This window comes from Delftia sp. Cs1-4 (assembly GCF_000214395.1).
Classification (GTDB): domain Bacteria; phylum Pseudomonadota; class Gammaproteobacteria; order Burkholderiales; family Burkholderiaceae_C; genus Comamonas; species Comamonas acidovorans.
On the sequence record NC_015563.1, the window covers coordinates 4,860,136 to 4,884,218 of the forward strand.

Here is a 24,083-nt window from a genome sequence, read left to right on the forward strand (position 1 = left end):
GACCTCAGCGGTTGACCACGGCCTTGGGCAGGGCCAGCGTCAAGAGGCTGCCGGCCACCAGGCAGGCGGCGAACAGCAGCAGGCCTGCGCTCGACGAGTGCGTGAGATCCTTGAGCCAGCCCAGCAAATAGGTGGCCGCAAAGCCTCCCAGGTTGGCAATGGAGGCGATCAGCGCAATGCCTGCGGCCGCCGCCGGCCCCGTCAGGAACGTGGCGGGCAGGCACCAGAACACGGGAAAGGCTGCCATGATGCCCGCCGTCGCCAGAGAGAACAGCAGCACGGTGGCGAACACATGGCCGGTGTACAGCGTGCTCAGCGCCATGGCGGCCGCACCCGCCAGTGCCGGCAGCACGATGTGCCAGCGCCGCTCGCGGCGCCGGTCGGAGCTGATGCCGTTGAGCAGCAGCGCCGCGATGGCAAAGGCATTGGGAACGGCCGTGAGCAGGCCGATCTCGGCCGTGCTCCTGACCCCGGCCTCGCGGATGATGGTGGGCAGCCAGAAGCTGATGGCATAGGTGGACATCATCAGGCTCAGGTCGATCATGCCCAGCAGCCAGACCCGGCCGCTGGACAGCGCCGCCCACAGCGAATGGTGGGACTCGGCCAGCCTGTCGCTGTCGAGGTTGGCGCGCAGCACGCCCTTGTCGCGCGGCGACAGCCATTGGGCCGACTCGATGCTGTTGGGCAGGTAGACGAAGACCAGCAGGCCCAGCACCACCGAGGGAATCGCCTCCAGGAAGAACAGCCACTGCCAGCCCGCATGGCCACGCACGCCGGCAAAGGCCGTCATGATCCAGCCCGACAGCGGCGCCCCGACCAGGCTGGCCAGCGGCAGGCCGATCAGGAACAGCGCCATGATCTTGCTGCGCATGCGCGTGGGATACCAGTAGGTCAGGTACAGCATGACGCCGGGAAAGAACCCCGCCTCGGCCACACCCAGCAGAAAGCGCAGCACATAGAACTGCATGGGCGTGCTCACGAACATGGTCGCGCCCGAGATCAGGCCCCAGGTGATCATGATCCGCGCGATCCACAGCCGCGCGCCCATGCGCGCCAGCACCAGGTTGCTGGGCACCTCGAAGAGGATGTAGCCCACGAAGAACAGGCCCGCACCCAGGCCGTAGACCGTCTCGCTGAAGCCCAGGTCCTGCTGCATCTGCAGCTTGGCCAGCCCCACGTTGATGCGGTCCAGATAGGCGGCCAGGTAGCACAGGCAGAAGAAGGGCACGAGCCGCCACGTCACGCGCCCGTACAGCTGCCGCCGCTCCTTCTCCTGCTCCCGCAAATGGACCCCCTGCCCCTGCATACCGCCAATGCCTGCATTGCTGTGAACTGACATTTCAGCTCCTTGCTGTGTTGACCATTGCCACCGTTCATGGCCCTGCGTCGCCGCGTTGGCGCACTGCAGCCGGATCCGGCGGAAACATCTGTCTGCAGTGGAAATTTCAAGTGCCTACGCTCAATGCTACGCATGATAGTCAAAAACAAATCAAGTAGTTTCCCGATAGTCATCATCCATCAATGCGCAGAAAAATCCCTGTACGCAAAGGAAACAAGGGGCATCAACTCACGCAATGCCTTGGTGTTCCTTTGTAGTGGACCCGACTCAATTCAAGTGCATACGCTTCAAAACCCCGAACCCACGGAATGAAATCCGTGATCAGAACCAAGGAGACACCCCATGCCCAGACTGCATTCAAGGACAGGACACGCCATTGCCCTGGCCGCCCCGGCACTTGCCTTGCTCCATGCCATCGCCCCGCTGCCGGCGGGTGCGCAGGTCACGCTGCAGGGTCAGATCGATGCCTTCGCGGGGTTCTCGCGCCCGCTGGGCGCGGACAAGGGCACGGGCGTTCTCACGCCAGGCGGCATGCAGACGAATTTCTGGGCCTTGCGCGGAACGGAGGACCTGGGTTCTGGATTGAAGGCCGTGTTTGCACTGGAGGCCTTCTACCGCGCGGACAGCGGCGCCGAAGGGCGTTTTGCCAATGACGCCTTCTTTGCGCGCAGCGCCTATGTGGGCCTGAGCAGCGGCTGGGGCACGCTGCAACTGGGGCGCAACACCACGCCCTACTGGCTGGCCACCATCGCCTTCAACCCGTATGCAGGGTCCTTTTCGTTCTCACCCGCGGTGCTGCACAGCTTCGGGCCCAACGGCACGGCCGCCGCGCCGCTGCGGGGCGACTCGGGCTGGAGCGACAGCCTGCTCTACACCAGCCCGTCCTGGGGCGGATTCACGGCACGGCTGCAGTACTCGTTCGAGCCGCCGGCCGGCACGCCCGCATCCCAGCGCCGCGATGCGGACAAGTACGGCGCCAGCCTCAGCTATGCGGGCGGCGCATTCGCCGCCTCCCTCGCCTACCAGAGCGTGGCCTATCCCAATGCCGCCACCACCGCTACCGCCACCGGCTTTGACCGCCAGAGCGCCTGGCTGCTGGGCGGCTCCTACGATCTGGGCATGGTCAAGCTGTTCGCCCAGTACCAGCGGCTGGCCGACACCGTGGCCGGCGCGGACCGCCGCAGGAACAGCGGCCAGTTCGGCCTGTCGATTCCCGCAGGCCCGGGCGCCGTGCTGGCCTCATATGGCCATGCGCGCACCTCGGGCGCCGAAGACGCCAGGCGCAACACCTGGGCCGTGGGCTATGACTACCCCCTGTCCAAGCGCACGGACATCTACCTCAACAGCCTGCACGACCGCATCACGGGCACGGGCGCCGGCAGCGGCCAGACCTGGGGCCTGGGCCTGCGCCACTATTTCTGAGTCCTGGGCTGGGGCTGGGCCGGTGGCTGCTGCACCACGCGCAACACCGTCTCCACCATGTGGTCGCCCCAGCGCTGCAGCTCGGCCTGCTGCAGCAGCTCCTTGTCGAAGAAGGCGCTCAGCGTGTGGCGGTTGGACAGGTAGAAGTAGCCCAGTCCCATGACCGTGATGTAGAGATCGTCGATGTGCACATCGGGACGGAACAGGCCCTGGGCCATTCCCGATTCCACGGCCTTGCGCAGCAGCGTGATGGCGTTGGGAAAGAAGTCGCGTATGCCCGAGGCCTTCTTCAGGTGCTTGCCCTTGAGCAGGTTTTCGGTGTTGAGCAGGAAGATCAGCTCCGGGTGCTCCTGGTAGTAGCGCCACATGAAGCGCACCACGGCCTCCAGCGCAGCGCGCGGATCGTCGAAGTCCACCAGCAGCTTCGCCTCGGCCTCCACCAGCTTGCGGTAGGCGTTCTCCAACACGGCGGCGAACAGCTTGTCCTTGCTGCCGTAGTGGTAGTAGAGAAGGCTCTCGTAGCACTTGGCCTGCTTGCCGATGCGCTGCACGCTGGCGCCGTCGTAGCCACTTCTGGCGAACTCGATCTCGGCCGCAAGCAAGATGGCCTCCTTGGTCGTCTTGCCGGTCTTGGCAGTCCGCTTGCGCACCGCAGACGCCTTGGCAGGGGCCTTGGAAGGGGTCGACTTCGCAGCGGCTTTCCTGGCGGGCGGAGCCTTGCGCTTCGGGGTGGCGGGAACTTCCTCGGGATCAGTGGTCATGGGCACGGCGTCAGATGAAGGGGGCGTTGCGTCGGCCATTCTAGGGAAAAACGCCATATTGAAATTGAGTGTTCACTCAAACAAAATTGAGTGAACACTCAACAAGGAGAGCCCACATGGAAACCTATGTACTCGATACCTGGTACCCGCTGACCTGGTCGCGCAACGTGGGCCGCCAGCTGTCGGCGCACCGCATCGTCGAACGCGACGTGGTGCTCTACCGCACCGAGGCCGGCGCCGTCGTGGCCATGGAGGACGCCTGCCCCCACCGCCTGCTGCCGCTGTCCATGGGCAAGCTCAAGGGCGATGCCATCGAATGCGGCTACCACGGCCTGACCTTCGACTGCAGCGGCCGCTGCACGCGCGTGCCGGGCCAGGACATGATCCCGGGCAACGCCGTGGTGACCACCTATCCGGTCAAGGAGAACATGGGCCTGGTCTGGATCTGGATGGGCGATCCCTCGCGCGCCGACAGCGTGCCGGTGTTCGACCTGCCCCAGTACCACGACCCGGCGTGGAGCGCCGTTGAAGGCGATGCGCTGCGCATCCAGGCCAACTACCTGAACCTTGCCGACAATCTCTGCGATCCGGCCCATGTGAGCTTCGTGCACCTGAGCACGCTGGGCAACGCGGCCAGCGAGGACATCCCCGTGCACCACGAGGAGCTGGACGGCCGCATCGTCACCTGGCGCTGGATCATCGATGCGCCGGCCATTCCGCTGTTCGCCAAGTACGGCAATTTCAGCGGCAACGTAGACCGCTGGCACTACTACCACTACCACGCGCCCAGCATCGCCATCATCGACTTCGGCAGTGCCGCCACGGGCACGGGCGCCCCCGAGGGCCGGCGCGACAACTGCATGCAGATCTATGCCTGCCACTTCATGACGCCTGTGGACCGGAACACCTCCATCGACCACTGGCTGCACGTCAAGAACTTCACGGCCGATGCCGACACCAATGCGGCCCTCTCCGCCGACTTCCGCGTCGCCTTCGCCGAGGACAAAGCCATCCTCGAAGCCATAGAGCGCAACGAAAAGCGCTTTGCCACGCGCAAGACCATCAAGATCGCCATCGATGCGGCCCCCCGGCGCATGCGCCGCATGGTGGACCGCATGATCGAGGGCGCACCCACGGGCGGCTGAGGAGCGGGCCATGCACGACGACACCCACCCGACCCTCCCGCCGATCGGCTGCAACGGCCGTGGCGTGCAGCGCTCCTCGCGCCACCAGCCCATCGGCCTTCAGGAGCTGCCCATACGCGAGCAGTTCCGCCTGGTCAGTGAAACCGGCGCCTTCGACTGCTTCGACCGCCTGCCTCTGCGCACGCAAATGGCCGAGTACGAGGCCGCCATCGCCGAGTTCAACCTGCCCGTGCACACGGCCAGCTGGTTCTACCGCCTGGGCGAGGACGAGGCCTTGCTGGCCCACAACCTGCGCATCTGCCAGGCCATAGGCGCGCGCTGCCACAACATCATGACCTTCAAGCACCACCGCGACGGCCATGTGCTGGACGATGCCGAGATCACCGACCACTACCTGCGCGTCTACGACGACGCCATGGCTCTGGGCGTGGAGCCCAGCTTCGAGCTGCACGTCAACATGTGGACCGAGGATTTCCTGCGCGTACGCGAGGTGGCCCGGCGCGTGCAGGCGCATGGCGTGCCCTTCCACTTCACGCTGGACTACAGCCATGTGAACTTCAAGATCGGCAACCCGGCCGAGCAGGAACTGTCGGGCGTGCGCGAACTGGTCGAGAGCGGCGAACTGGTGCTGGACCCCTTCGAGCCCGGCTCCCTGTGCGAACAGTGGCTGGACATGGGCATCGTGCGCTGGGCCCAGCTGCGCGCAGCCGGTCCCAACCAGCCCCTGAACCTGTGGCACCGCAACGAGGACGGCAGCCCGGGCCGGGGCATCCAGTACCCCATGCTGCGGCCCGGCCCCGGCGAATGGCACTCCCCCTGGCACGCCTATCTGCTGGAGCCCTCCAAAGAGGCCATCCGCAAGGTGCTGGCCTACCACCACGCGCACCCGCACAGCCCGCTGCGCCACCTCACCACCGAATTCATCAACCTGCCCGACTACGGCCTGGGCGCACGCTATGACCTGCTGGCGCAGAACGTGGCGGCCGCACGCTTCATGCGGCAAGCCTGGGACGAGATCTGCGCCCGCCCCGCAGTCCAGGCCTCGTGCAAAGGTGCATCATGACCCCCGCACAACACGCCCAAGGCCACGCCGTCATCATCGGCGCCGGGCATGCCGGCGGCACCCTGGCCGCCCTGCTGCGCCAGTACGGCCACCCGGGTCCCATCACCCTGGTCGGCGGCGAAGACCTGCCGCCCTACCAGCGCCCGCCGCTGTCCAAGGCCTGGCTGCAGCAGGCCATGGGCCCGGACGACCTGCTGCTGCGGCCCGCCAGCGCCTATGCCGACCAGGCCATTGCCCTGCGCCTGGGCGTGCGCGCCATGGCCATAGAGCCGGGCTCGCGGCAGGTAGCGCTGAACGACGGGTCGGCACTGCACTACGACCACCTGGTCATTGCCACAGGCGCCGCACCGCGCTGGCTGGCCCTGCCCGGGGGTGAGCGGCCCGGCGTGACCTACCTGCGCACCATGGAAGACGCGCAGACGCTGCGGGGCCACCTGCAGACCGCCCGCTGCCTGGCCATCATCGGCGGCGGCTATGTGGGTCTCGAAGTCGCGTCCACGGCCCGCAAGCTGGGGGTACAGGTCCGGGTCATCGAGCGCGAAGGCAGGCTGCTGTCTCGCAGCGCCTCGCCCCAGATGGCCGCACATCTGCACGGCCTGCATGCAGGCCAGGGCGTGGAGGTGCATTTCAACGCTTCGGTCACCGCCATCCAGGGCGACAGCCCCACCGGCATCACGGGCCTGAGGATGGCCGATGGCTCCCGCCTGGAGTGCGATGCCGTGCTCATCGGCGTGGGCGCAGCGCCCAGCGTGGAGCTGGCACAGTCCCTCGGCCTGGACTGCGCGGGCGGCATTGCCGTGGACGGCGAAGGCCGTACCGCCATGGCCGGCATCTACGCCATAGGCGATGCCACGCGCCGCCCGCTGGCCGGCTACCCCGGGCTGCACCGGCTCGAAAGCGTGCCCAGCGCGCTCGAACAGGCCCGGCGCGCAGCCTGCGCCATCACGGGCCGCGCACTGCCCGCCCATGAAGCGCCCTGGTTCTGGTCCGATCAGTACGACACCAAGCTGCAGATCGCCGGCCTGCCCGGCCATGGCGACCAGACCGTGCTGCGCGGCGACCCGGCCAGCGGCAGGTTCGCCGTCCTGCACCTGCGCGGTGGCCAGCTGTGCGCCGCCGAATGCGTGAACTCACCGGGCGAATTCATGGCAGCGCGCAAGGCCATCGCCGCCACGCACTGCGCCGACCCCGGTTTCCCGCCCCGCCCCCCCAAAGCCCCACCCACGCCATGACCACCATCACCTTCATAGAACACTGCGGCCGCGAGCACGTGGTGCAGGCCACGGACGGCCAGAGCCTCATGCGCGCCGCCGTCTCCAACGGCGTGCCGGGCATCGATGCCGAATGCGGCGGCGCCTGTGCCTGCGCCACCTGCCATGTCTACATACAACCGGAGTGGCTGGACCGCGTGGGCCCGGCCCAGGGCGGCGAAAGGGAGATGCTGGACTTCGCCCTCGACGTGCGCGGCGACTCGCGGCTGGCCTGCCAGATCACGGTATCGCCGCAGCTCGACGGGCTGGTGGTGGGCATGCCGGTGGCGCAGAGCTGACGCGGCATCCGGCCGGCCCCAGGCTCACTTTCGCTTCCACTTCCACTTCCACTTCCACTTCCCAAGACGATTTCAGCACGACGCCAGGCCGTTCCCCACCGCCCGCAAACACTCCACCAGCAACCGCGTCGTCGCCGTCATCGGCTGGCCGCGCAGGGTGATCAGGCCCACGGCCGGCAGGTCGATGGGCACGGGCAGGTCCAGCACGGCGACCAGCCCCTGCTGCGCGAAATGCTCGGCCACGCCGCGCGCCATGAAGGCCACGGCGCCGCGCTGGTGCAGGAAGCTGATCTGCGACAGGAATGAGGCGGACTCGACCAGATCGGCCGGCGGATGCAGGCCGTGGGCGAAGAACTGCTGCTCCAGCTTCACGCGCAGCGATGCCCAGGGCGGGGGCATGACGCAGGGCATGTCGGCCAGCGCCTGCCAGCTGGCAGGCTGCGCCAGCAGTGCATGGCCGGGGCGCACGACGGCGACCATGGGCTCGTCGTACAGGGCTTCGGTCTCCAGGTCGGGCGAGGCATAGCCAGGTTCGAGCCGGCCCACGAACAGGTCCAGCTCGCCCATGCGCAGCTTGGGCAGCAGCCGCGTGAGATCGCCCTCCTCGACCAGCACCGTGGTCTGGGCCGATCGCGCCTTCAACTGCTCGACGGCCCGGGCCAGCAGCACGGGCGTGGCCACCACCATGGCGCCCACGCTGGTGCGCCCGCGTGTGCCGCTGGCCTCGGCCGCCATTTCATCGCGCGTGCGTTCGAAGCCCGCCAGCACCGAGCGCGCAAAGCGCACCATGCTGACGCCGGCGGCCGTGGGCTCGGTTCCTCGCGTGGAGCGCTCGAACAGCGTCATGTCCAGCATGCGCTCGATCTCGGCCAGGGTCTTGGAGACGGCGGGCTGGGTCACGGCCAGGAACTCGGCGGCGCGGCCCAGGTGGCGGAACTGATCCAGCGCCACCAGCAGCTGCAGGTGGCGCAGCTTGAGGTTGGAGCGCAGCACACGGTCTATCTTGCTCATGGGGTCTTCATAGCTTTGAGGTTATGAAGCCAGTCTATCTTTTCATTGGATTGTCATGATCAGGCGCTGAACAATCGCGCCAGTCAGCCCAAGGCCCGGATCACAGGGCTGCAAAAAGCCAATACAGGAGACAAGCGATGAACACCCCACGCACACGCCATGCAAGCCGGCGCGAATTCGTGCTCGCCACGCTCGGCGCCAGCGCACTGGCCGCCACCGGACCTCTTTTCGCCCAGAACTGGCCCGAACGCCCCATCACCTTCATCTGCCCCTGGCCTGCGGGCGGCACGGCCGACCAGTCCATGCGCGCTTTGTGCACCGTGGCCGGCAAGCTGCTGGGCCAGCCGATTGCGGTGGAGAACCGTGCGGGCGCATCGGGAATGATCGGCGCCAAGGCGCTGGCCTCGGCCAGGGCGGACGGCTACACCATCGGCCAGATTCCCATCTCGGTCACGCGCTTTTCGCAACTGGGCAGCCTGCAGGCCGATCCGCGCAAGGACTACACCTACATCGCGCGCACCTCGGGCCAGACCTTCGGCATTGCCGTGCCCGCCAATTCGCCGTTCAAGACGCTCAAGGACTTCGTGGCCGCCGCCAAGGCGAGGCCCGGCCAGGTGACCTATGCCCATGCAGGCGTGGGCGGTGCCACGCATGTGGGCATGGAGGAATTTGCGGGCGTGGCCGGCATACAGCTCAACCATGTGCCCTACAAGGGCGGCGCCGAGGCACTGCAGGGCGTGCTGGGCGGCCATGTGGATGCGCTGGCCGACTCCAGCTCCTGGGCTCCGCATGTGGAGGCCGGCAAGCTGCGCCTGCTGGCCACCTGGGGCGAGCAGCGCACGGCGCGCTTCAAGGACGTGCCCACGCTGCGCGAATGCGGCTACGACGTGGTGGTCGATGCGCCCAACGGCATTGGCGCGCCGCGTGGCCTGGACCCGGCCGTGGCGACCAGGCTGCGCGAGGCCTTCCGCGCCGCCGTGGCCAGCCCCGAGTTCAAGTCCGTGGCCGAGAAGCTGGATGCGCCGCTGCTGTACCTGGACGGCCCGGACTACGAGAAGTACGTGAACACGGTCTACCAGAAGGAGACCGTCCTCATCGACAAGCTCAAGCTGCGCGAATTGATGAAGGGCTGACAGCCCGCGAACCCACACCGATGAAAGCCCCGCATGTCCCGCATGTCCCGCACCGATAGCCCCCTGCTGCACCTGCATCCCAACGACAACGTGCTGGTCGCCAAGACCGCTCTGTCGCTGGGCCAGGAGATTCCCGAACTGGGCGTGCGCGCCCGCGCCCAGGTGCCTGCGGGCCACAAGATCGCCGCGCGCCGCATCGCAGAGGGCGAGCAGGTGAAGAAGTACGACACCGTGATCGGCGTGGCCATGCGCGAGCTGGAGGCCGGCGACTATGTGCACAGCCACAACCTGCGCATCGTGGACTACTACCGCGACCCGGCCTTCGGCGCCGACGTGCGGCCCGTGGACTATGTGCCCGAGGCGCAGCGCGCCAGCTTCCAGGGCTTTGTGCGCGCCGGCGGCGGCGTGGGCACGCGCAATTTCATCGGCATCCTGTCGTCGGTGAACTGCTCGGCCACGGTGATCAAGCGCATTGCCGCGCATTTCACGGCCGAGCGCATGGCGGCATTCCCCAACGTGGACGGCGTGGTGGCCTTCGCCCAGACCAGCGGCTGCGGCATGTCTTCGCCCAGCGAGCATTTCGACGTGCTGCGCCGCACGCTGGCCGGCTATGCGCGCCACCCGAACCTGGCCGGCGTGCTCATCGTGGGCCTGGGCTGCGAGCGCAACCAGGTCGATGCCCTGGTGGAGTCTCAGGGCCTGAGCGAAGGCCGGCTCATGCGCACCCTGGTGATGCAGGAGGTCGGCGGCACGCGCGTGACCATAGAGGCAGGCATCCGCGCCATCGAAGAGATGCTGCCCGAAGCCGATGCCGCGCGGCGCAGCACGGTCAGCGCCAGCCACCTGAAGATCGGGCTGGAGTGCGGCGGCTCGGACGGGTTTTCGGGCATCACGGCCAACCCGGCCCTGGGCGCGGCAATGGACATCCTGGTGCGCCACGGCGGCACGGCCATCCTGTCGGAAACGCCCGAGATCCATGGCGTGGAATTCATGCTCACGCGCCGCGCCATCACACCTGCCGTGGGCCAGAAGCTGCTGGACCGCCTGGCATGGTGGGAGCGCTACGCGGCCGGCCAGAACGCGCAGTTCAACGGCGTGGTCGGCCACGGCAACCAGGCCGGCGGCCTGGCCAACATCTTCGAGAAATCGCTGGGCTCGGCCATGAAGGGCGGCACCACGCCGCTGCGCGCCGTCTACGAATACGCCGAGCCCATCACCGAGCCGGGCTTTGTGTTCATGGACTCGCCGGGCTACGACCCCGTGGCCTCCACGGGCCAAATTGCCAGCGGTGCGCACCTGATCTGCTTCACCACGGGGCGCGGCTCCATGTTCGGCAGCAAGCCCGCGCCCACTATCAAGCTGGCCAGCAACACGCCCATGTACCGCCGTCTGGAAGAGGATATGGACATCAACTGCGGCCTGATCGTTGACGGCGAATGCGGCGTGCCCGAGATGGGGCAGCGCATCTTCGCGCAGATCCTGCGCCACGCCAGCGGCGAGCCCACCAAGAGCGAGGCCCTGGGCCTGGGCGACCATGAGTTCGTGCCCTGGCACCTGGGCATCGTGAGCTGAGCGCCCCTTACAACACCTGCATCCACCGATTCCATGCCACTGACCCTGACCCGCCCCGAGCTGCTGCGCAGCGCCAACTTCATCGCCGGCCAATGGACGACCGCGACGGCCACGCCCGCCGCACCTGCCCCACGCCTGGCCGTGACCGACCCCGCCACGGGCGCACTGATCACCGAGGTGCCCGACTCCGGCGCCGCCGAGGCCCACGCCGCGCTGGACGCCGCGCATGCCGCCTTCCCCGCCTGGCGCAGGACGCCTGCCAAACAGCGCGCCGCCATCATCAAGCGCTGGAACGACCTGGTGCTGGCCCACCAGGACGACCTGGGCCGCCTCATCAGCCGCGAGCAGGGCAAGCCCCTGGCCGAGGGCAAGGGCGAGGTCGCCTATGCGGCCAGCTACATCGAATGGTTTGCCGAAGAGGCCACGCGCATGAACGGCGAGATCATTCCCGCGCCCGTGCCGGGCCGGCGCATGTTTGCGCTGCGCGAGCCCGTGGGCGTGGTGGCCGCCATCACGCCCTGGAACTTTCCGGCCGCCATGATCGCCCGCAAGATCGCGCCCGCGCTGGCCGCCGGCTGCACCGTGGTCTGCAAGCCCGCGGAAGACACGCCGCTGACCTCGCTGGCCCTGGTGCTGCTGGCCCAGGAGGCGGGCGTGCCGGCCGGCGTGCTCAACATCGTCACGGCCTCGCGCGAAAAGACGCCCGAGGTGGTGGATGTCTGGCTGGACGACGCGCGCGTGCGCAAGATCACCTTCACGGGCTCCACGCCCGTGGGCAAGCATCTGGCGCGGCGCAGCGCCGACACGCTCAAGAAGCTCTCGCTGGAGCTGGGCGGCAATGCGCCCTTCATCGTCTTCGAGGACGCCGACATCGAGGCCGCCGTCGATGGCTTCATGGCCGCCAAGTTCCGCAATGGCGGCCAGACCTGCGTGTGCCCCAACCGCGTCTTCGTGCACCGCAGCGTGCACGACGTGTTTGCACAGAAGCTGGCCGCGCGTGTGGCCGCGCTGCATGTGGGCCCGGCCAGCGACCCGGCCTCGCAGATCGGCCCCATGATCAACGCGCGCGCCGTGGAAAAGATCGAGCGCCATGTGCAGGACGCCGTGGCGCGCGGCGCCAGGGTGCTCACGGGCGGCAGGCGCCTGGATGCCCTGGGCACCAACTACTACGCGCCCACCGTGCTCACGGGCGCCGATGCCAGCATGGCCTGCGCCTGCGAGGAAACCTTCGGCCCCGTGGCACCGCTCACCGTCTTCGACAGCGAGGACGAGGTCATCGCCGCCGCCAACGACACGCCCTTCGGCCTGGCCGCCTACTTCTACAGCAACGACGCACGCCGCATCTGGCGCATGGCCGATGCGTTGGAGACCGGCATCGTCGGCATCAACGAAGGCGCGCTGGCCGCCGAGGCAGCGCCCTTCGGCGGCGTCAAGGAGTCGGGCTACGGCCGCGAGGGCTCCACCCACGGCCTGGACGACTACCTGCACACCAAGTACGTCTGCCAGGGCCTGCTGGACTGAATGTTTCCCTCAACGAAATCACCGGACACCATGCCAACCCATAACCCCTTCAAGACCGCCCTGGCCGCAGGCCAGCCCCGCATCGGCCTGTGGCTGTCCATGGCCGACCCCTACCTGGCCGAGGCGGCCGCCACCTGCGGCTACGACTGGCTGCTGATCGACGGCGAGCACGCGCCCAACGACGTGCGCAGCACCCTGGCCGCGCTGCAGGCCGTGGCCCCGCACCCGGCCCAAGCCGTGGTGCGCGTGGTCGAAGGCAGCACGGCCCTGATCAAGCAGATGCTGGACATAGGCGCCACCACCTTGCTCGTGCCCATGGTGGACACGGCCGAACAGGCGCGCGCCGTGGTGTCCGCCACGCGCTACCCGCCGCTGGGCGTGCGCGGCGTGGGCAGCGCCGTGGGCCGCGCATCGCAGTGGAGCGCACGCGCCGACTACCTGCAAGTGGCCGACGACGAGGTCTGCCTGCTGGTACAGGCCGAGACCGTGACCGCGCTGCACAACCTTGAAGCCATCTGCGCGGTGGACGGCGTGCACGGCATCTTCATCGGCCCCGCCGACCTGGCCGCCTCCATGGGCCACCGCGGCAACCCCGGCCACCCCGAGGTGCAGGCCGCCATCGAAGCCGCCATGAAGACCATCATCGCCAGCGGCAAGGCGGCCGGCACCCTGACCTCGGACCCCGCCCTGGCCCGCCGCTACCTGGATCTGGGCTGCAGCTTCGTGGCCGTGGGCGTGGATGTGCTGCTGTTTGCGAATGCGGCGCGAAGGCTGCGGGGGCAGTTCGATGATTCGCCGGTGGCCGAGCCTGCACAGCAGGCAGCTGCCGCCTATTGAATCAGCCAGCCACCAGCCAGGCCAGCAGCCCCGCCGCCGCTGCAGCAGCGGCCACGCGCCGCGCGAACTGCGGCGCATAGGTCAGCAGCAGGCCCAGGGCCAGGGCCGCAAAGGTCAGCAGGCCCAGCCAGGCGGCCACGGCCACCGAGGCATTCCAGCGCAGCAGGCAAGGCGCCAGCGACACGGCCAGCAGCGCGTAGCCGGCCAGCCGCCAGGCCTTCAGGCGCGCGGGCGTCAGGCCTTCGGTGCCTAGCTGGTCCTGGTGCCGGTCCATGGAAGCGGCGACGACGGCAAAGCCTGCAAAGGCCAGAAAAAAGGCGGCAAGAATCATCATGACGCGCGCTCCAGCGTGGGGGCATGGCTGGCGGCCCGGGCTTGCGTGCGGGGCACTGCAGCCGCTGCCGGCTTGCCGCGCAGCAGCCACCAGGCCACTACGCCGTGGATGGCGGCCAGGCCCAGCATCAGCAGCTCGAAGCTGGCGATGCTCCACTGCCCGTTGGCCAGGGTCTGCACCAGCGATGCGCCGCCCGTCAGCAGGTTGAGCAGGGGCAGCAGCGCATACAGCACGGCGGCCAGCGCCATCTGCTGCAGCCAGGCATTGCGGTGCGAGACCAGCAGCGGATGCAGCAGGCACAGCAGCCAGATGATGAAGAAGCCGTTGATTTCCCAGTCGGCGCGCCCCTGCATGGGCACGGGCAGCAGGCGGTTGAGCCAGAAGAAGCCGGCCACGGCCACCGACAGGCCCGCGATGGAGCCCACGTTGAGCACCTCCACCAGACGGTGGCCGAAGGGCGTGCGGCCCAACTTGCGGCGCTCGGGCATGCGCTTGACCACCCACAGCACCATGCCCGACGCGGCCATGAAGGTGCCGACCACGCCGCTGAGCAGCAGCAGCCAGCGCGTGGCGGGCTCTGCAAAGCGGCCCAGGTGCACGCCGGTGATCACGTTGCTGGTGGCGCGCACCCAGGAGATGGCGGGCGCCTCGGGGCTGGCCTGCAACTGGCCGGTCACGCCGTCGAAGCGCAGGGTCTCGGACTGGCCGCGGTTGATGAGGCTCATGCCGCCGCCTTCGCGCAGCTCGACCACCGCGCGCGAGGTGCCGGGCGCGTTGACCGTGATGCTGCCCACGCCGTGCTCGGGCCAGCGGCGCGCGCCCTCGGCCATCATGGGCGCGATATCGGCCAGCGCGGCCGCCTGGCGCTCCTGTTTGCCACCGCGCGCGCCCGGGCCCTGGTTGGCCGCCTGCCCGCGTGCCCCGCGCACATCGGCGAAGTAGGCATTGGTGTCGCCGTTGTAAGCCGCCTGTATGCCCCAGGGCATGAGCATGAACATCAGCAGCACCAGGCCGCTGAAGGTGATGACGATGTGAAACGGCAATGCCAGCACGGCCGTGGCGTTGTGCGCGTCCAGCCAGGAGCGCTGGCCCTTGCGCGGGCGGAAGGTGAAGAAGTCCGTGAAGATCTTCTTGTGCGTGATCACGCCCGTGATGATGGCCACGAACATCAGCATGGTGGCGAAGCCCACGATCCAGCGGCCCCAGATGCGCGGCATGGCGTGCAGCTCGAAGTGGAAGCGGTAGAAGAAGTTGCCGGCGCGTGTCTCGCGCGGCTCCAGCTTCTCGCCCGTGGCGGCGTCGATCTCGGCGCGCTTGGTGCCTGCGCGGCCCGTGGCGGCGCCGGGCTCGCGCCAGGATGCGGCCACCGCCACCTGGCGCGGGCCGGGCAGGCCCAGCGTCCAGGTCGTGGCCTCCGGCGCGATGCGCTGCATGGCGCCCAGTGCGCGCTGCGCGGTGTCGGCGTCCTGCACCGAGCCGTGCAGCTCGGGCCGCATCCAGTCGTTGATCTCGTCGCGGAAATAGCTCAGGGTGCCCGTGAAGAACACCGCGTAGAGCAGCCAGCCCAGCAGCAGGCCGCTCCAGGTGTGCAGCCAGGACATGGACTGGCGCAGTCCCTCGGGTTTGCCGTCTGCCCTCATGCGGCGGCTCCGTTCGACAGCATCCAGGCCAGAAGTCCCAGGCCCGCGCCCGGCAGGCCGATCACGGCCCAGGCGCGCCAGGCGCTGGCGCAGCCAAAGGCCCACATGGCCGCCACGGCGTAGATGATGAAGGCCAGCAGGGTCGAGCCCAGCGCCGCATCGGCCCGTTCCACGCCCAGCCAGACCATGGCGCGCGCGCCCGTGGCGGCGCAGGCGGCCGACAGCAGATAGCCGCCGCCGATCGCTGCCAAGGCGCGCGAGGCCACGGCCACGCGGTAGCGCAGCAAGGATGGAGAGGACCCTCCCGGGGTCGAGGCTTGCATGGAGATGACCTTTCTTGCGGATCGTTGCCCGTTCCGGACGCCGCGGCCGCAGCGCAGGCCCGGACGGACAAAGGCGCCACAACAGTTCAAGGTCTGTGCGGCGCCGGGCGTTGGCCGCGCGCCTGAAGCACGCCGCCTTTCAAAGAGCGGGAATGATAATGATTTTTATTACCCGAGTCATTTAAAGAAATGCAAAGCCGGCCTCCTGCCACCGGCCCCGGCCATCTCCCTGGCGCCTTTTCCCCTATCGCGCCCGCCCCGCCAGCCAGCGCCCGCCGAACTGGTTGATCACCATGCCCGCCAGCACGGCCAGCGTGCCCATCCACTGCATGAAGGTAGGCCGTTCGCCCAGCAGCAGCATGGCCGAGACCAGGCCCACCACCGGCACCATCAGAGACAGCGGCGCCACCGTGCCGGCCGCATAGCGCTGCAGCAGGCGCGTCCACAGGCCATAGCCCAGCAGCGTGGCCAGCAGCGCCAGGTACAGGATGGAGGCCACGGCGGTCAGGTCGATCCCCGCCAGTTGCTGCACGACCGTATCCGCGCCATCGGTCCAGACGGCCAGGGCCATCAGCGGCGCAATGGGAAAGATGCTGCTCCAGACGATGAAGGGGAAGGGCTCGTAGGGGCCGCTGCGCGCCGCATAGCGCGTGATCATGTTGGACACGGCCCACATGCAGGCTGCGCCCACGGTCAGCAAAAAGCCGGCCAGCGTCATGGCGTTGTCGCCTTCGCCATGGGCGCTGCCAATGGCAACCAGCCCGCCCAGCGATACCACCAGGCCCAGCCAATGCCACAGGCGCGCGGGCTCGCCCAGCAGGAAGGCGGCCAGCAGCAGCGTGACGAAGGCCTGTGTCTGCAGCACCACCGAGGCCATGCCGGCCGGCATGCCCAGCTTCAGGCCCAGGAACAGCATGCCGAACTGGCCCACGCCCTGCACCAGCCCATAGGCGGCCAGATAGCGCCAGCCCACCGACTTGGGCGGGCGCACGAACAGCAGGAACGGCAGCGACGCCACCACGAAGCGCAGCGCGCTCAGCAGCATGGGCGACAGCGTCAACAGGCCGAACTTCATGGCCACGAAGTTGGTGCCCCAGATCAGGATGACCAGCAGCGCACGCGCCCAGTCGCCACGGCTCAGGTGCTGCGCGGTCATGCCCTGCCCTCGGTGCAGCGGGGCCTGCAATGGTCAGGGACAGCGGCCGGCAGCACCGGCAAGGAACAGGAAGAAGGCATGGCGGGCAATGGGCAAAAAGAAAAGGGGCGGATCACATCCGCCCCCGGCGTTTGTACCACCGCAGCCCGTGCGCTGCCGGGCGGCCGTGGCTCGGCCCTGCGTTTCAGTCCGCCGCGTAGTCGATGGGGTCGTGGGCATGCTGGCGCCCCAGCGCGCCGGCCAGGGCCAGGAGGAAGGCCAGGCCGCGCCGCACATCGGGCTCGCGTGCCATGCGCATCAGGCCGATCAGGGTGGGCGTTTCCTCCATGGCCTGCACCTGGGCCGCCGCCATGCGCGCGGCATTGCCCGCGGCCCAGGCCCCGCCCACGCCATCCTCGAAGGCCTTGGCGACCTTCTCGACCATGTAGTCGTCTGCCATGTCCACCAGGTCCGCCGTGGCCGACAGCAGATCGACCACGCGGTTCAGGCGTCGGCCCGCCAGCAGCGGCTCCAGCTTGCCCACAAGCTCGGCCAGACCCTGCAGCGCGGCGTCGTCCTGCAGCAGGCCGCCGGCGGCGGGCTGCGCCACGGGAATGTCGGAAGCGATGTTCATCTCGGTGCTCCTTGTCTTCGTGCTTGGAATGACAATGCAAAGGCCCTGGCCTCAGACCAGGGCGCGGGCCACGGCCCAGTACATGCCGCGGTTGAAGCCCTTGCGCATCATCGAGCCGACCTTGGTCGGCGGCGTGGGCTTGACGTCGACCTGGTAGTCGTACCAAAGCGGCATGCCGCCGTCCAGGCCCATCTGGGCGATGGCCACCACGCGCCCGTCGTAGGCATCGCTGGTGCGGCCGAAGCGGATCTGCGAGGCGATGTTGTTCACCACCACGGGCGACTGGTTGTGGCAGGCGCCGCCGGCCTTGCTCACCGGCAGGTCCACCGTATCGCCCAGCACATAGACATGGCTCTGGCCCAGCACCTGCATGGTCTCGTGGTCGGTGGGCAGCCAGCCCTCGCCGTCCTGCGCCTGCGACAGGCCGCAGTCGCGCACGGCCTGCACGGCGCGTATGGGCGGCGTGGCCATGAGGATGTCGAAGTCTTCGGCCTGTCCCTCCTCCGAGTGGGCCACCTTGGCCTCGGGGTCCACGCGCGCCAGCGTGAATCCGCGCTGGTGGCGAATGCCGCGCTGCTCGAACACCGTGGGCAGGATCTCGCAGGTGTCCTTCTGCAGGAACAGGCAGTTGCGCAGCAGCTGCGAGACCGTGGGATAGGTGTAGACGATCTCCACCTTGTCGCGCACGCCGCGCCGGCGCAGCAGGTCGTCCAGCATCAGCGTGGTCTCTATGGGCGCGATGCCGCACTGGTGCGGCACATTGGGCGTCTTGGGAAAGGTGACGGTGACGAAGATGCGGCCCTTTTCTATGCGCGCCAGCTTGTCGGCCAGCTGCCGCGCGGGCGCGTGCTGGTAGAAGTGGTCGCCGGCCTCGGCCAGGCCTTCGATGCGCTCGGGCGAGGGCACGCAGCCCGTGGAGATCACCAGATGGTCGTAGCCGAAGCGCTTGCCGCTCTTGCAGTGCACGGCCTGCAGCGCAAAGTCGAAGCGTTCCACCTCTTCCACCTGGAAGTCGATCTCGGGCCGCAGCAGGCCGCGCTGCCTGCGCCGCAACTCGTCGCGGAAGAAGGCATTGAAGGCCACGTACATGAAGGCCGGCTTGTAGTAGTGCCAGGGCGAGTTCGACAGCATGGTGATGCGCACCTTGCCCGTGACCACCTCCGGATACAGCTTGCTGACCAGGTGGTTGGCGGTCATGGTGCCGCCAATGCCCCCTCCGATGATCAAGATGTGATGCGCCATCCCTGCTACTCCTTGTGCTTTCGCCTCAGTGGAACAACCGCTGGCGCCGCACGGCGCCAGCGCCGGAAAATGCGCCGCTCAGTCAGGCTTGAGCGATCGCCACACCCCGTCCCAGAGCGCGTCGAACAGGGGCTCTATGGGCGTGTCGATGATGCCGTCCAGCCGCAGGCAGATCATGCGGATCGCGCTGCCGTACATCAGGCTGGCCGCCACCATGGGCTCCATCTGGCGGATCTCGCCATCGGTCATGCCGGCGAACACGAAGCCGCGCATGCGCACGAAGGCCGAGGCCGAGCAGATGGCCTGCTCGTCGGGCAGAAACTCGCGGTGGCGCGCATTGACCACGAAGCCCATGGCCTCGGGCTCGGCCTCGGCCAGCCCGAACAGCATGCGCAGCACCTCGCGGCAGCGCTGGGCGCTGCCCGCGTGCCGCTCCTCGATATCGTCGAGCAGCACATTCATGCGCGCCAGCAAATGCCGGTACAGCTCGCGCGCAATGCCTTCCTTGTCGGCAAAGTGGTTGTAGAAGAAACCGATGGACACGCCGGCCTCGGCGCACAGGTCCTGTATCGAGGTATTGAAGAAGCCCCGCTCCACGAACAGCCTGAGCGCCACGCGCAGCGTCTGCACATGGCGCGATCCCGCGTGCGGAAAGAAGGTCCAGGCCTCGTCTTGCATGGGAACCGATAGTAGAACGAATCTTCATTCTATTTTTCACAAGCACTTGCAAACTACACCAGGGTTTTCCAGAAAAGACGGTACCCAGTGCATCAGCCGCAATGCCCGGCCCATTCCCGGCCATTGCCCTGCGGGACCGTAGAATCCGCGCGCAGCCATTGGAGACAGAGACAAGAATGACCGGCTGCACACGAATCCGACCCAAAGGCCTTTTGCAAATGCAACTCCCCATTCACGTCATCGACGCATTCACATCGGAACGATTCAAGGGCAATCAGGCCGCCGTCATTCCCCTGGATGCATGGCTTGCCGATTCCACGCTGCAGGCCATTGCCGCAGAGAACAATCTCTCGGAAACCTCGTTCCTGGTCTGGAGTGCCGAGCGCGACGCCTTCGAGATCCGCTGGTTCTCCCCGCTCACGGAGATCGCGTTCTGCGGCCATGCCACGCTGGCAAGCGCCTTCGTGCTGTTCGAGGCCGACCCGGCGCTGCGCAGCATCACGTTCTGGGCCGCTGCCGTGGGCAAGGTCACCGCCACGCAGGAGGATGGCGGACGCATCGTCATGACCTTCCCGCGCCGCGATGCCAAGCCGCTGGATGATGTGCCGGCCGCGCTGCGCGAAGGCCTGACGCCCGCGCCCACGGCCTATCTTGTGAACCAGCAGGCCTACGTGGCGGTCTACGCCGCCGAGGCCGATGTGCTGGCCGTCAAGCCGGATCTGGAACGCCTCAAATCGCTGGGGCCGCTGGACGTGGTGGTGACGGCGCCTGCGGATGCGGGCGCCGCGTATGACTTCGTCAGCCGCTATTTCTGGCCAGCCAATGGCGGCGAGGAAGATCCCGTCACGGGCTCCATCCATGCGGCGCTTGCGCCTTACTGGGCGGGCAGGCTGGGCAAGAACCGTCTGATCGGCCACCAGGCCTCGCGCCGCACGGGCACGCTGTTTTGCGAAGTGACCGATGCCAGCGTCGAGGTGGCCGGCCACTGCGCGCGTTACCTGACCGGGACGATCACCGTCTGACTGCGGGCTCGTCCCGATGGAGCCGACGCGGAAGGCGCATCAGCGCCGAAGGCAGCGACCGGCGCCATCGATCAGGCGGGCCATTTCCCTGTCCACGCCCAGGTCGGCGCAATAGGCGCCCGCCCCGCGCAGTGACAGATCCAGAGTGGCAGGCTTGCTCCTGGACACCTCGGCCCTCAGCCGAAAGCCCGCCACGTTGGGCGCGCCGTAGTCGGCCGTCTCCAGCACGCCCGCCCTGGTATCGCGGATGGCATGGCCGTTGCCAAGGTGGTAGGCCCCCTCTTCGCCGGCCATGGCTTCGTCAAGGCAGGCAAAGGCCTGCTCGGCCGAGGCGCCTTGGGGCAGGACCAGCGACGCGGTTGTGCCTGGACCCAGGGCATCGCACATGCCTGCAGAGATTGCGCAGCCGCTCAACAGGCCTGCAAGGCCCAGTACCCATATCCGCATTCACGCTTCCTTTCCAGAGGCCATGGAATCCGCGGCAGTGTATCGACCCGGCGGCGGCGCCGGGCTCGCAATGCGCAGGGAATAGTCTCTCGCCTTGCCGATACCCCCGAGACACGCAGGTACCATCCGCGCATGAGTACCCACTACGAATCCCTGTCGCAAGCCGACGCCTACCGCGACGCCTTCGACGTGGAAGCGCCCGCGGCCAGCGAGCGCAACATGACGCCGCGCAAGTCCGGCTTTTTCATCCGCAGCGTCGCCGTGGCTGCAGAGGCAGCCGCTGAACAGGCAGAACCTGCAGCTCCCGACACACCGCCTGCAGCACCCACCACTCCCGCACGCGAGCTGGTTGCCGCCCAATGGGGCCTGGTGCCGCACTGGGTGAAGTCGGCCTCCGACGGCCGGCTGCGCGCGCTCAAGCTGGTGAATGCGCGCTCCGAAACGGTGTCCACGGCCCAGGCCTTCCGCGATGCCTGGCTCAATGGCCAGCGCTGCATCGTGCCCATGGCCGCCTTTTTCGAGGATGACTACCGCAACGGCAAGGCCCTGCCCACGCGCATCTCGCGCATCGACGGCAAGCCCATGGGCGTGGCCGGCGTGTGGGCGCAGTGGACGGGCCCGGACGGCGAGGTGCTGCTGAGCTACGCCCTGCTCACGGTCAACGCCAACAGCCATGCGCTGCTGCACCGCTACCAGCAGCCCGGCGCGGAAAAGCGCATGCCGGCGATTCTCAACGAAGGCGCCTACGACGCCTGGCTCAACGCGCGCGTGGAAAAGGCCCGCGAGTTCATGCGCCAGTACCCGTCCAACTGGCTCACCGCCAATCCGGTGGAGCGAAAGGCCGACAAGCGGCCTCCAGGCCTGATGGGCTGACAGGCTGGCGCTGGCCCTTGTCCCGCGCGCTACGGCGCCTTGGGCAACGCGTTGATGGAGCGCAGGATGTCGCGCGTGATGCCCTGGCGCTTGGGCAGGTCGGCCAGCCGGTGGGGCGTGTCCATGTTCATGGCGAAGAACACGGGGCCGGCCGGCCATTCCACCCAGCCCACCCACCAGCCGATACGGCCCGTCCAGCCGGTTTTGGCGCGCAGTATCCAGTCCGGGCCGGCCTCGTTGATCATCACGTCCTTCACCAGCCGCTGGTGCTCCACCGGCAATGGCAGCCGATTGCGGTACAGCCGCTGCAGGAAGGCCACCTGCTCCAGCGCCGAGATGGCCAGGTCGCCCTCCACCCAGAACGGCGCCTCGCCCGTGGCCAGCGCATTGCCGTAGTCGATCTTGCGCATGTAGGCAGCCTCGCGCGCGCTGCCAAGCTCCCTGGCAAAGCCTTCGTACACCCACAGGGTGGAGTTGCGCATGGCAGAGCGCAGGTCCTGATCGGCATTCCAGGCCGGCAACTGGCGCTTCACGCCATCCCAGGGAATGCGCTGGAATTCATCGCGCAGCAGCCCGGCGTCCAGCGCGAACAGGCTGTGCGGGATCTTGAAGGTGGAAGCGGGCGAGTAGCGCCGCGCCGCGCGGTCACGGTTGTGGACGTAGACGGCTTCGGCCTGGCCCCTGGCATCGACCACGACGATGCTGCCATCGACCTTGGCATCGGCAAAGAAGCGGTCCCACTCGGGCTTGTCCTGCAGTTCTGCAGCCGCCAGCGCCGCCTGTGACAGACAGGCGAGCAGCGCGGCGCACATCAGATTTCTTCGATTCATGCAGGCAGTTTAAGAGCTGCACCACCGCACGGCGATGGTGCACCGCCCGCCCGGCTGCCCTGTTTTGACTCGCTGTTTTCCCGTTTTGGTGTTCCGGCTGCATCGCGCGGGCCCCAAGGGCCCCGTGTGCGCTGGCACGACTTGTGCAAGGCCGCTGCAGGCCGGCCAATGCAGCCATGGCGGCAACGGCAGACGGCCCCATGACCACAACAAACAAGGGAGTCATTGCATGCACAGGTGCGCACGGGCATTGAGAACATTGGTGGGGGGAGGATGGGTCGCGGTCCTGGGTGCGGCGCAGACGGCGCAGGCGGCCGAGCAGGCGATCACGCGGCCGTCGCTGGTGGCGGTGGAATCCATCAGCGCCGTGGACACGGTCTGGCTGATGACGGCCACGGTGCTGGTGCTGCTGATGACGCTGCCCGGCATTGCGCTGTTCTATGCGGGCATGGTGCGCCGCAAGAACGTGCTCAACACCATGGCCAGCGTGGTGGCGATTGCCTGCCTGGTGAGCATTCTGTGGTTTGCACTCGGCTACTCGCTGGCCTTCACGCCCGGCAATGCGTGGATAGGCGGTGATTCGCGCGCCTGGTTCGCGGGGCTGGATTTCAACGCCGCCAAGGGCCTGGTGGCCGTGAGCCACCTGGCGCCGCATGTGCCTGAAGCAGCCTATGCCATGTTCCAGCTGGCCTTTGCCGTGATCACCGCCGCCTTGCTGGTGGGCGCCTGGGTGGAGCGCATGCGCTTCGGTGCCATGCTGATCTTTGTGGGGCTGTGGAGCCTGCTGGTGTATGCGCCGGTGGCGCACTGGGTGTGGGAGCCGGGCGGCTGGCTGGCGCGCATGGGCGCGCTGGACTTTGCCGGAGGCACCGTGGTGCATGTGAACGCGGGCGTGGCCGGCCTGGTCTGCGCCTGGTTCCTGCGGCCGCGCCGCGGCTACGGGCACGAGCCCTTCGAGCCCTACAACCTGGCCTTGACCATGATGGGCGCAGCCCTGCTGTGGATGGGCTGGTTCGGCTTCAACGCCGGCTCATCGCTGGCCGGGGACAGCCGGGCGGCCCTGGCGCTGGCTGTCACCCACATTGCCGCCAGCGCGGGCGCCCTGGCCTGGTCGCTGGCCGAGTATGTGGTGCGCGGCAAGGCCACGCTGCTGGGCCTGTGCTCAGGGCTGGTCGGCGGGCTGGTGGCGATCACGCCGGCAGCGGGTTTCGTGACGCCGCTGTCGGCGCTGTGCATCGGCCTGATCGCCGGTGTCGCCTGCTACTGGGGCGCCACGGGCCTCAAGCGGCTGCTGGGCGCGGACGATTCGCTGGATGTGTTTGGCGTGCATGGCGTGGGCGGCATCGTGGGATCGCTGCTGACAGGCGTGTTTGCCAGCCCGCAGATCGGCGGCGTACAGGGCAGCGTGCTCACCCAGGCCGTGAGCGTGCTGGCCGTGGCCTTGTTCACGCTGGTGGCCACGGCCGTGCTGCTGTGGCTGCTGGACATGCTGATCGGCCTGCGCGTGGACGAGGAAAGCGAGCTGCAGGGCCTGGACCTGGCGCTGCACCGCGAACGCCTGAGTGGATGAAC

General features: G+C 68.1%; 24 protein-coding genes. 12 read left to right on the top strand and 12 right to left on the bottom strand.

Annotated features, from left to right (window positions below; genetic code table 11):
* Positions 1 to 4 precede the first annotated feature (4 nt).
* A complete protein-coding gene (locus DELCS14_RS21280; RefSeq protein ID WP_049801443.1) occupies positions 5 to 1,306 on the bottom strand; it encodes an MFS transporter in 1,302 nt (433 codons plus the stop codon).
* 375 nt (positions 1,307 to 1,681) lie between these two features.
* Between DELCS14_RS21280 and DELCS14_RS21285 the strand changes: the two genes are divergently transcribed.
* A complete protein-coding gene (locus tag DELCS14_RS21285; RefSeq protein ID WP_013803488.1) occupies positions 1,682 to 2,761 on the top strand; it encodes a porin in 1,080 nt (359 codons plus the stop codon).
* Here DELCS14_RS21285 and DELCS14_RS21290 read toward each other — a convergent pair.
* Complete coding sequence (locus DELCS14_RS21290; protein ID WP_172642965.1) at positions 2,752 to 3,522, bottom strand: TetR/AcrR family transcriptional regulator; 771 nt, start codon at positions 3,520 to 3,522, stop codon at positions 2,752 to 2,754. The genes DELCS14_RS21285 and DELCS14_RS21290 overlap by 10 nt on opposite strands.
* Positions 3,523 to 3,638: 116 nt before the next feature.
* On the opposite strand from DELCS14_RS21290, the gene DELCS14_RS21295 reads away from it, so the two are divergent.
* Genes DELCS14_RS21295 through DELCS14_RS21310 form a run of 4 tightly spaced genes read left to right on the top strand, consistent with a single transcriptional unit; the run spans position 3,639 to position 7,279 of the window.
* Positions 3,639 to 4,667, top strand: a complete 1,029-nt coding sequence (locus DELCS14_RS21295; RefSeq protein WP_013803490.1) for an aromatic ring-hydroxylating dioxygenase subunit alpha — start codon at positions 3,639 to 3,641, stop codon at positions 4,665 to 4,667.
* Positions 4,668 to 4,677: 10 nt separating this feature from the next.
* Positions 4,678 to 5,730, top strand: coding sequence for a xylose isomerase (locus DELCS14_RS21300; RefSeq protein WP_013803491.1), 1,053 nt, complete (start codon positions 4,678 to 4,680; stop codon positions 5,728 to 5,730).
* On the top strand, positions 5,727 to 6,962 hold the full coding sequence (locus DELCS14_RS21305; protein ID WP_013803492.1) for an FAD-dependent oxidoreductase: 1,236 nt from the start codon (positions 5,727 to 5,729) through the stop codon (positions 6,960 to 6,962). Before DELCS14_RS21300 ends, DELCS14_RS21305 begins: the two co-directional genes overlap by 4 nt.
* Entirely contained in the window at positions 6,959 to 7,279 is a 321-nt protein-coding gene (locus tag DELCS14_RS21310; RefSeq protein WP_013803493.1) for a 2Fe-2S iron-sulfur cluster-binding protein, read from the top strand. The genes DELCS14_RS21305 and DELCS14_RS21310 overlap by 4 nt, the downstream gene beginning before the upstream one ends.
* 72 nt (positions 7,280 to 7,351) lie before the next feature.
* Here the strand turns inward: DELCS14_RS21310 and DELCS14_RS21315 are convergent, their stop codons facing one another.
* Positions 7,352 to 8,290, bottom strand: a complete 939-nt coding sequence (locus tag DELCS14_RS21315; protein ID WP_013803494.1) for a LysR substrate-binding domain-containing protein — start codon at positions 8,288 to 8,290, stop codon at positions 7,352 to 7,354.
* Positions 8,291 to 8,427: 137 nt separating this feature from the next.
* Here DELCS14_RS21315 and DELCS14_RS21320 point away from each other — a divergent pair, with 137 nt between their 5' ends.
* From DELCS14_RS21320 to hpaI, 4 genes are read left to right on the top strand one after another with little or no spacing between them, the layout of a single operon-like run.
* Entirely contained in the window at positions 8,428 to 9,423 is a 996-nt protein-coding gene (locus DELCS14_RS21320) for a tripartite tricarboxylate transporter substrate binding protein (protein WP_013803495.1), read from the top strand.
* Positions 9,424 to 9,465: 42 nt separating this feature from the next.
* The gene (locus DELCS14_RS21325) at positions 9,466 to 10,995 is read left to right on the top strand and encodes an altronate dehydratase family protein (RefSeq protein ID WP_034398286.1); all 1,530 of its coding nucleotides are present in this window, start codon (positions 9,466 to 9,468) and stop codon (positions 10,993 to 10,995) included.
* A 33-nt stretch (positions 10,996 to 11,028) separates the two neighbouring features.
* Positions 11,029 to 12,516 (top strand): NAD-dependent succinate-semialdehyde dehydrogenase, encoded by a 1,488-nt coding sequence (locus DELCS14_RS21330; protein WP_013803497.1) that lies wholly within the window; start codon positions 11,029 to 11,031, stop codon positions 12,514 to 12,516.
* Between the two features lie 30 nt (positions 12,517 to 12,546).
* Positions 12,547 to 13,353, top strand: coding sequence for a 4-hydroxy-2-oxoheptanedioate aldolase (gene hpaI, locus DELCS14_RS21335; RefSeq protein WP_013803498.1), 807 nt, complete (start codon positions 12,547 to 12,549; stop codon positions 13,351 to 13,353).
* 1 nt (position 13,354) lies between these two features.
* Here the strand turns inward: hpaI and DELCS14_RS21340 are convergent, their stop codons facing one another.
* From DELCS14_RS21340 to DELCS14_RS21370, 7 genes are all read right to left on the bottom strand, one after another.
* Positions 13,355 to 13,687, bottom strand: a complete 333-nt coding sequence (locus DELCS14_RS21340) for a DUF3325 family protein (RefSeq protein WP_013803499.1) — start codon at positions 13,685 to 13,687, stop codon at positions 13,355 to 13,357.
* Positions 13,684 to 15,327, bottom strand: a complete 1,644-nt coding sequence (locus DELCS14_RS21345) for a PepSY-associated TM helix domain-containing protein (RefSeq protein ID WP_013803500.1) — start codon at positions 15,325 to 15,327, stop codon at positions 13,684 to 13,686. Before DELCS14_RS21345 ends, DELCS14_RS21340 begins: the two co-directional genes overlap by 4 nt.
* Complete coding sequence (locus tag DELCS14_RS21350) at positions 15,324 to 15,650, bottom strand: DUF3649 domain-containing protein (protein ID WP_012204261.1); 327 nt, start codon at positions 15,648 to 15,650, stop codon at positions 15,324 to 15,326. Before DELCS14_RS21350 ends, DELCS14_RS21345 begins: the two co-directional genes overlap by 4 nt.
* Before the next feature lie 244 nt (positions 15,651 to 15,894).
* Positions 15,895 to 16,806 (bottom strand): O-acetylserine/cysteine exporter, encoded by a 912-nt coding sequence (locus tag DELCS14_RS21355; RefSeq protein WP_013803501.1) that lies wholly within the window; start codon positions 16,804 to 16,806, stop codon positions 15,895 to 15,897.
* A 184-nt stretch (positions 16,807 to 16,990) separates the two neighbouring features.
* Positions 16,991 to 17,419: a DUF1641 domain-containing protein gene (locus DELCS14_RS21360; RefSeq protein ID WP_013803502.1), complete on the bottom strand. Its 429-nt coding sequence runs from the start codon at positions 17,417 to 17,419 to the stop codon at positions 16,991 to 16,993.
* Between the two features lie 51 nt (positions 17,420 to 17,470).
* Positions 17,471 to 18,661 carry an FAD/NAD(P)-binding oxidoreductase gene (locus DELCS14_RS21365; RefSeq protein WP_013803503.1) on the bottom strand — a complete coding sequence of 397 codons (1,191 nt, stop codon included), beginning with the start codon at positions 18,659 to 18,661 and terminating at the stop codon, positions 17,471 to 17,473.
* 78 nt (positions 18,662 to 18,739) lie between these two features.
* Positions 18,740 to 19,339, bottom strand: a complete 600-nt coding sequence (locus DELCS14_RS21370) for a TetR/AcrR family transcriptional regulator (RefSeq protein ID WP_012204257.1) — start codon at positions 19,337 to 19,339, stop codon at positions 18,740 to 18,742.
* A 218-nt stretch (positions 19,340 to 19,557) separates the two neighbouring features.
* Between DELCS14_RS21370 and DELCS14_RS21375 the strand changes: the two genes are divergently transcribed.
* Positions 19,558 to 20,361, top strand: a complete 804-nt coding sequence (locus DELCS14_RS21375) for a PhzF family phenazine biosynthesis protein (RefSeq protein WP_013803504.1) — start codon at positions 19,558 to 19,560, stop codon at positions 20,359 to 20,361.
* Positions 20,362 to 20,400: 39 nt separating this feature from the next.
* Here the strand turns inward: DELCS14_RS21375 and DELCS14_RS21380 are convergent, their stop codons facing one another.
* Entirely contained in the window at positions 20,401 to 20,808 is a 408-nt protein-coding gene (locus DELCS14_RS21380) for a hypothetical protein (RefSeq protein ID WP_013803505.1), read from the bottom strand.
* A 132-nt stretch (positions 20,809 to 20,940) separates the two neighbouring features.
* On the opposite strand from DELCS14_RS21380, the gene DELCS14_RS21385 reads away from it, so the two are divergent.
* Entirely contained in the window at positions 20,941 to 21,681 is a 741-nt protein-coding gene (locus DELCS14_RS21385) for an SOS response-associated peptidase (RefSeq protein ID WP_013803506.1), read from the top strand.
* A gap of 29 nt (positions 21,682 to 21,710) precedes the next feature.
* Here the strand turns inward: DELCS14_RS21385 and blaOXA are convergent, their stop codons facing one another.
* Positions 21,711 to 22,511, bottom strand: a complete 801-nt coding sequence (blaOXA, locus tag DELCS14_RS21390; protein ID WP_267233144.1) for a class D beta-lactamase — start codon at positions 22,509 to 22,511, stop codon at positions 21,711 to 21,713.
* A gap of 229 nt (positions 22,512 to 22,740) precedes the next feature.
* Here blaOXA and DELCS14_RS21395 point away from each other — a divergent pair, with 229 nt between their 5' ends.
* On the top strand, positions 22,741 to 24,081 hold the full coding sequence (locus DELCS14_RS21395; protein WP_013803508.1) for an ammonium transporter: 1,341 nt from the start codon (positions 22,741 to 22,743) through the stop codon (positions 24,079 to 24,081).
* The last annotated feature ends 2 nt before the right edge of the window (positions 24,082 to 24,083 follow it).

Bases quoted from the DNA above. Each gene is read 5' to 3' on its own strand.
- DELCS14_RS21280 (WP_049801443.1), bottom strand. From the start codon at position 1,306: ATGCAGGGGCAGGGGGTCCATTTGCGGGAGCAGGAGAAGGAGCGGCGG.
- DELCS14_RS21285 (WP_013803488.1), top strand. From the start codon at position 1,682: ATGCCCAGACTGCATTCAAGGACAGGACACGCCATTGCCCTGGCCGCC.
- DELCS14_RS21290 (WP_172642965.1), bottom strand. From the start codon at position 3,522: ATGACCACTGATCCCGAGGAAGTTCCCGCCACCCCGAAGCGCAAGGCT.
- DELCS14_RS21295 (WP_013803490.1), top strand. From the start codon at position 3,639: ATGGAAACCTATGTACTCGATACCTGGTACCCGCTGACCTGGTCGCGC.
- DELCS14_RS21300 (WP_013803491.1), top strand. From the start codon at position 4,678: ATGCACGACGACACCCACCCGACCCTCCCGCCGATCGGCTGCAACGGC.
- DELCS14_RS21305 (WP_013803492.1), top strand. From the start codon at position 5,727: ATGACCCCCGCACAACACGCCCAAGGCCACGCCGTCATCATCGGCGCC.
- DELCS14_RS21310 (WP_013803493.1), top strand. From the start codon at position 6,959: ATGACCACCATCACCTTCATAGAACACTGCGGCCGCGAGCACGTGGTG.
- DELCS14_RS21315 (WP_013803494.1), bottom strand. From the start codon at position 8,290: ATGAGCAAGATAGACCGTGTGCTGCGCTCCAACCTCAAGCTGCGCCAC.
- DELCS14_RS21320 (WP_013803495.1), top strand. From the start codon at position 8,428: ATGAACACCCCACGCACACGCCATGCAAGCCGGCGCGAATTCGTGCTC.
- DELCS14_RS21325 (WP_034398286.1), top strand. From the start codon at position 9,466: ATGTCCCGCACCGATAGCCCCCTGCTGCACCTGCATCCCAACGACAAC.
- DELCS14_RS21330 (WP_013803497.1), top strand. From the start codon at position 11,029: ATGCCACTGACCCTGACCCGCCCCGAGCTGCTGCGCAGCGCCAACTTC.
- hpaI (WP_013803498.1), top strand. From the start codon at position 12,547: ATGCCAACCCATAACCCCTTCAAGACCGCCCTGGCCGCAGGCCAGCCC.
- DELCS14_RS21340 (WP_013803499.1), bottom strand. From the start codon at position 13,687: ATGATGATTCTTGCCGCCTTTTTTCTGGCCTTTGCAGGCTTTGCCGTC.
- DELCS14_RS21345 (WP_013803500.1), bottom strand. From the start codon at position 15,327: ATGAGGGCAGACGGCAAACCCGAGGGACTGCGCCAGTCCATGTCCTGG.
- DELCS14_RS21350 (WP_012204261.1), bottom strand. From the start codon at position 15,650: ATGCAAGCCTCGACCCCGGGAGGGTCCTCTCCATCCTTGCTGCGCTAC.
- DELCS14_RS21355 (WP_013803501.1), bottom strand. From the start codon at position 16,806: ATGACCGCGCAGCACCTGAGCCGTGGCGACTGGGCGCGTGCGCTGCTG.
- DELCS14_RS21360 (WP_013803502.1), bottom strand. From the start codon at position 17,419: ATGAACATCGCTTCCGACATTCCCGTGGCGCAGCCCGCCGCCGGCGGC.
- DELCS14_RS21365 (WP_013803503.1), bottom strand. From the start codon at position 18,661: ATGGCGCATCACATCTTGATCATCGGAGGGGGCATTGGCGGCACCATG.
- DELCS14_RS21370 (WP_012204257.1), bottom strand. From the start codon at position 19,339: ATGCAAGACGAGGCCTGGACCTTCTTTCCGCACGCGGGATCGCGCCAT.
- DELCS14_RS21375 (WP_013803504.1), top strand. From the start codon at position 19,558: ATGCAACTCCCCATTCACGTCATCGACGCATTCACATCGGAACGATTC.
- DELCS14_RS21380 (WP_013803505.1), bottom strand. From the start codon at position 20,808: ATGCGGATATGGGTACTGGGCCTTGCAGGCCTGTTGAGCGGCTGCGCA.
- DELCS14_RS21385 (WP_013803506.1), top strand. From the start codon at position 20,941: ATGAGTACCCACTACGAATCCCTGTCGCAAGCCGACGCCTACCGCGAC.
- blaOXA (WP_267233144.1), bottom strand. From the start codon at position 22,511: ATGAATCGAAGAAATCTGATGTGCGCCGCGCTGCTCGCCTGTCTGTCA.
- DELCS14_RS21395 (WP_013803508.1), top strand. From the start codon at position 22,741: ATGCACAGGTGCGCACGGGCATTGAGAACATTGGTGGGGGGAGGATGG.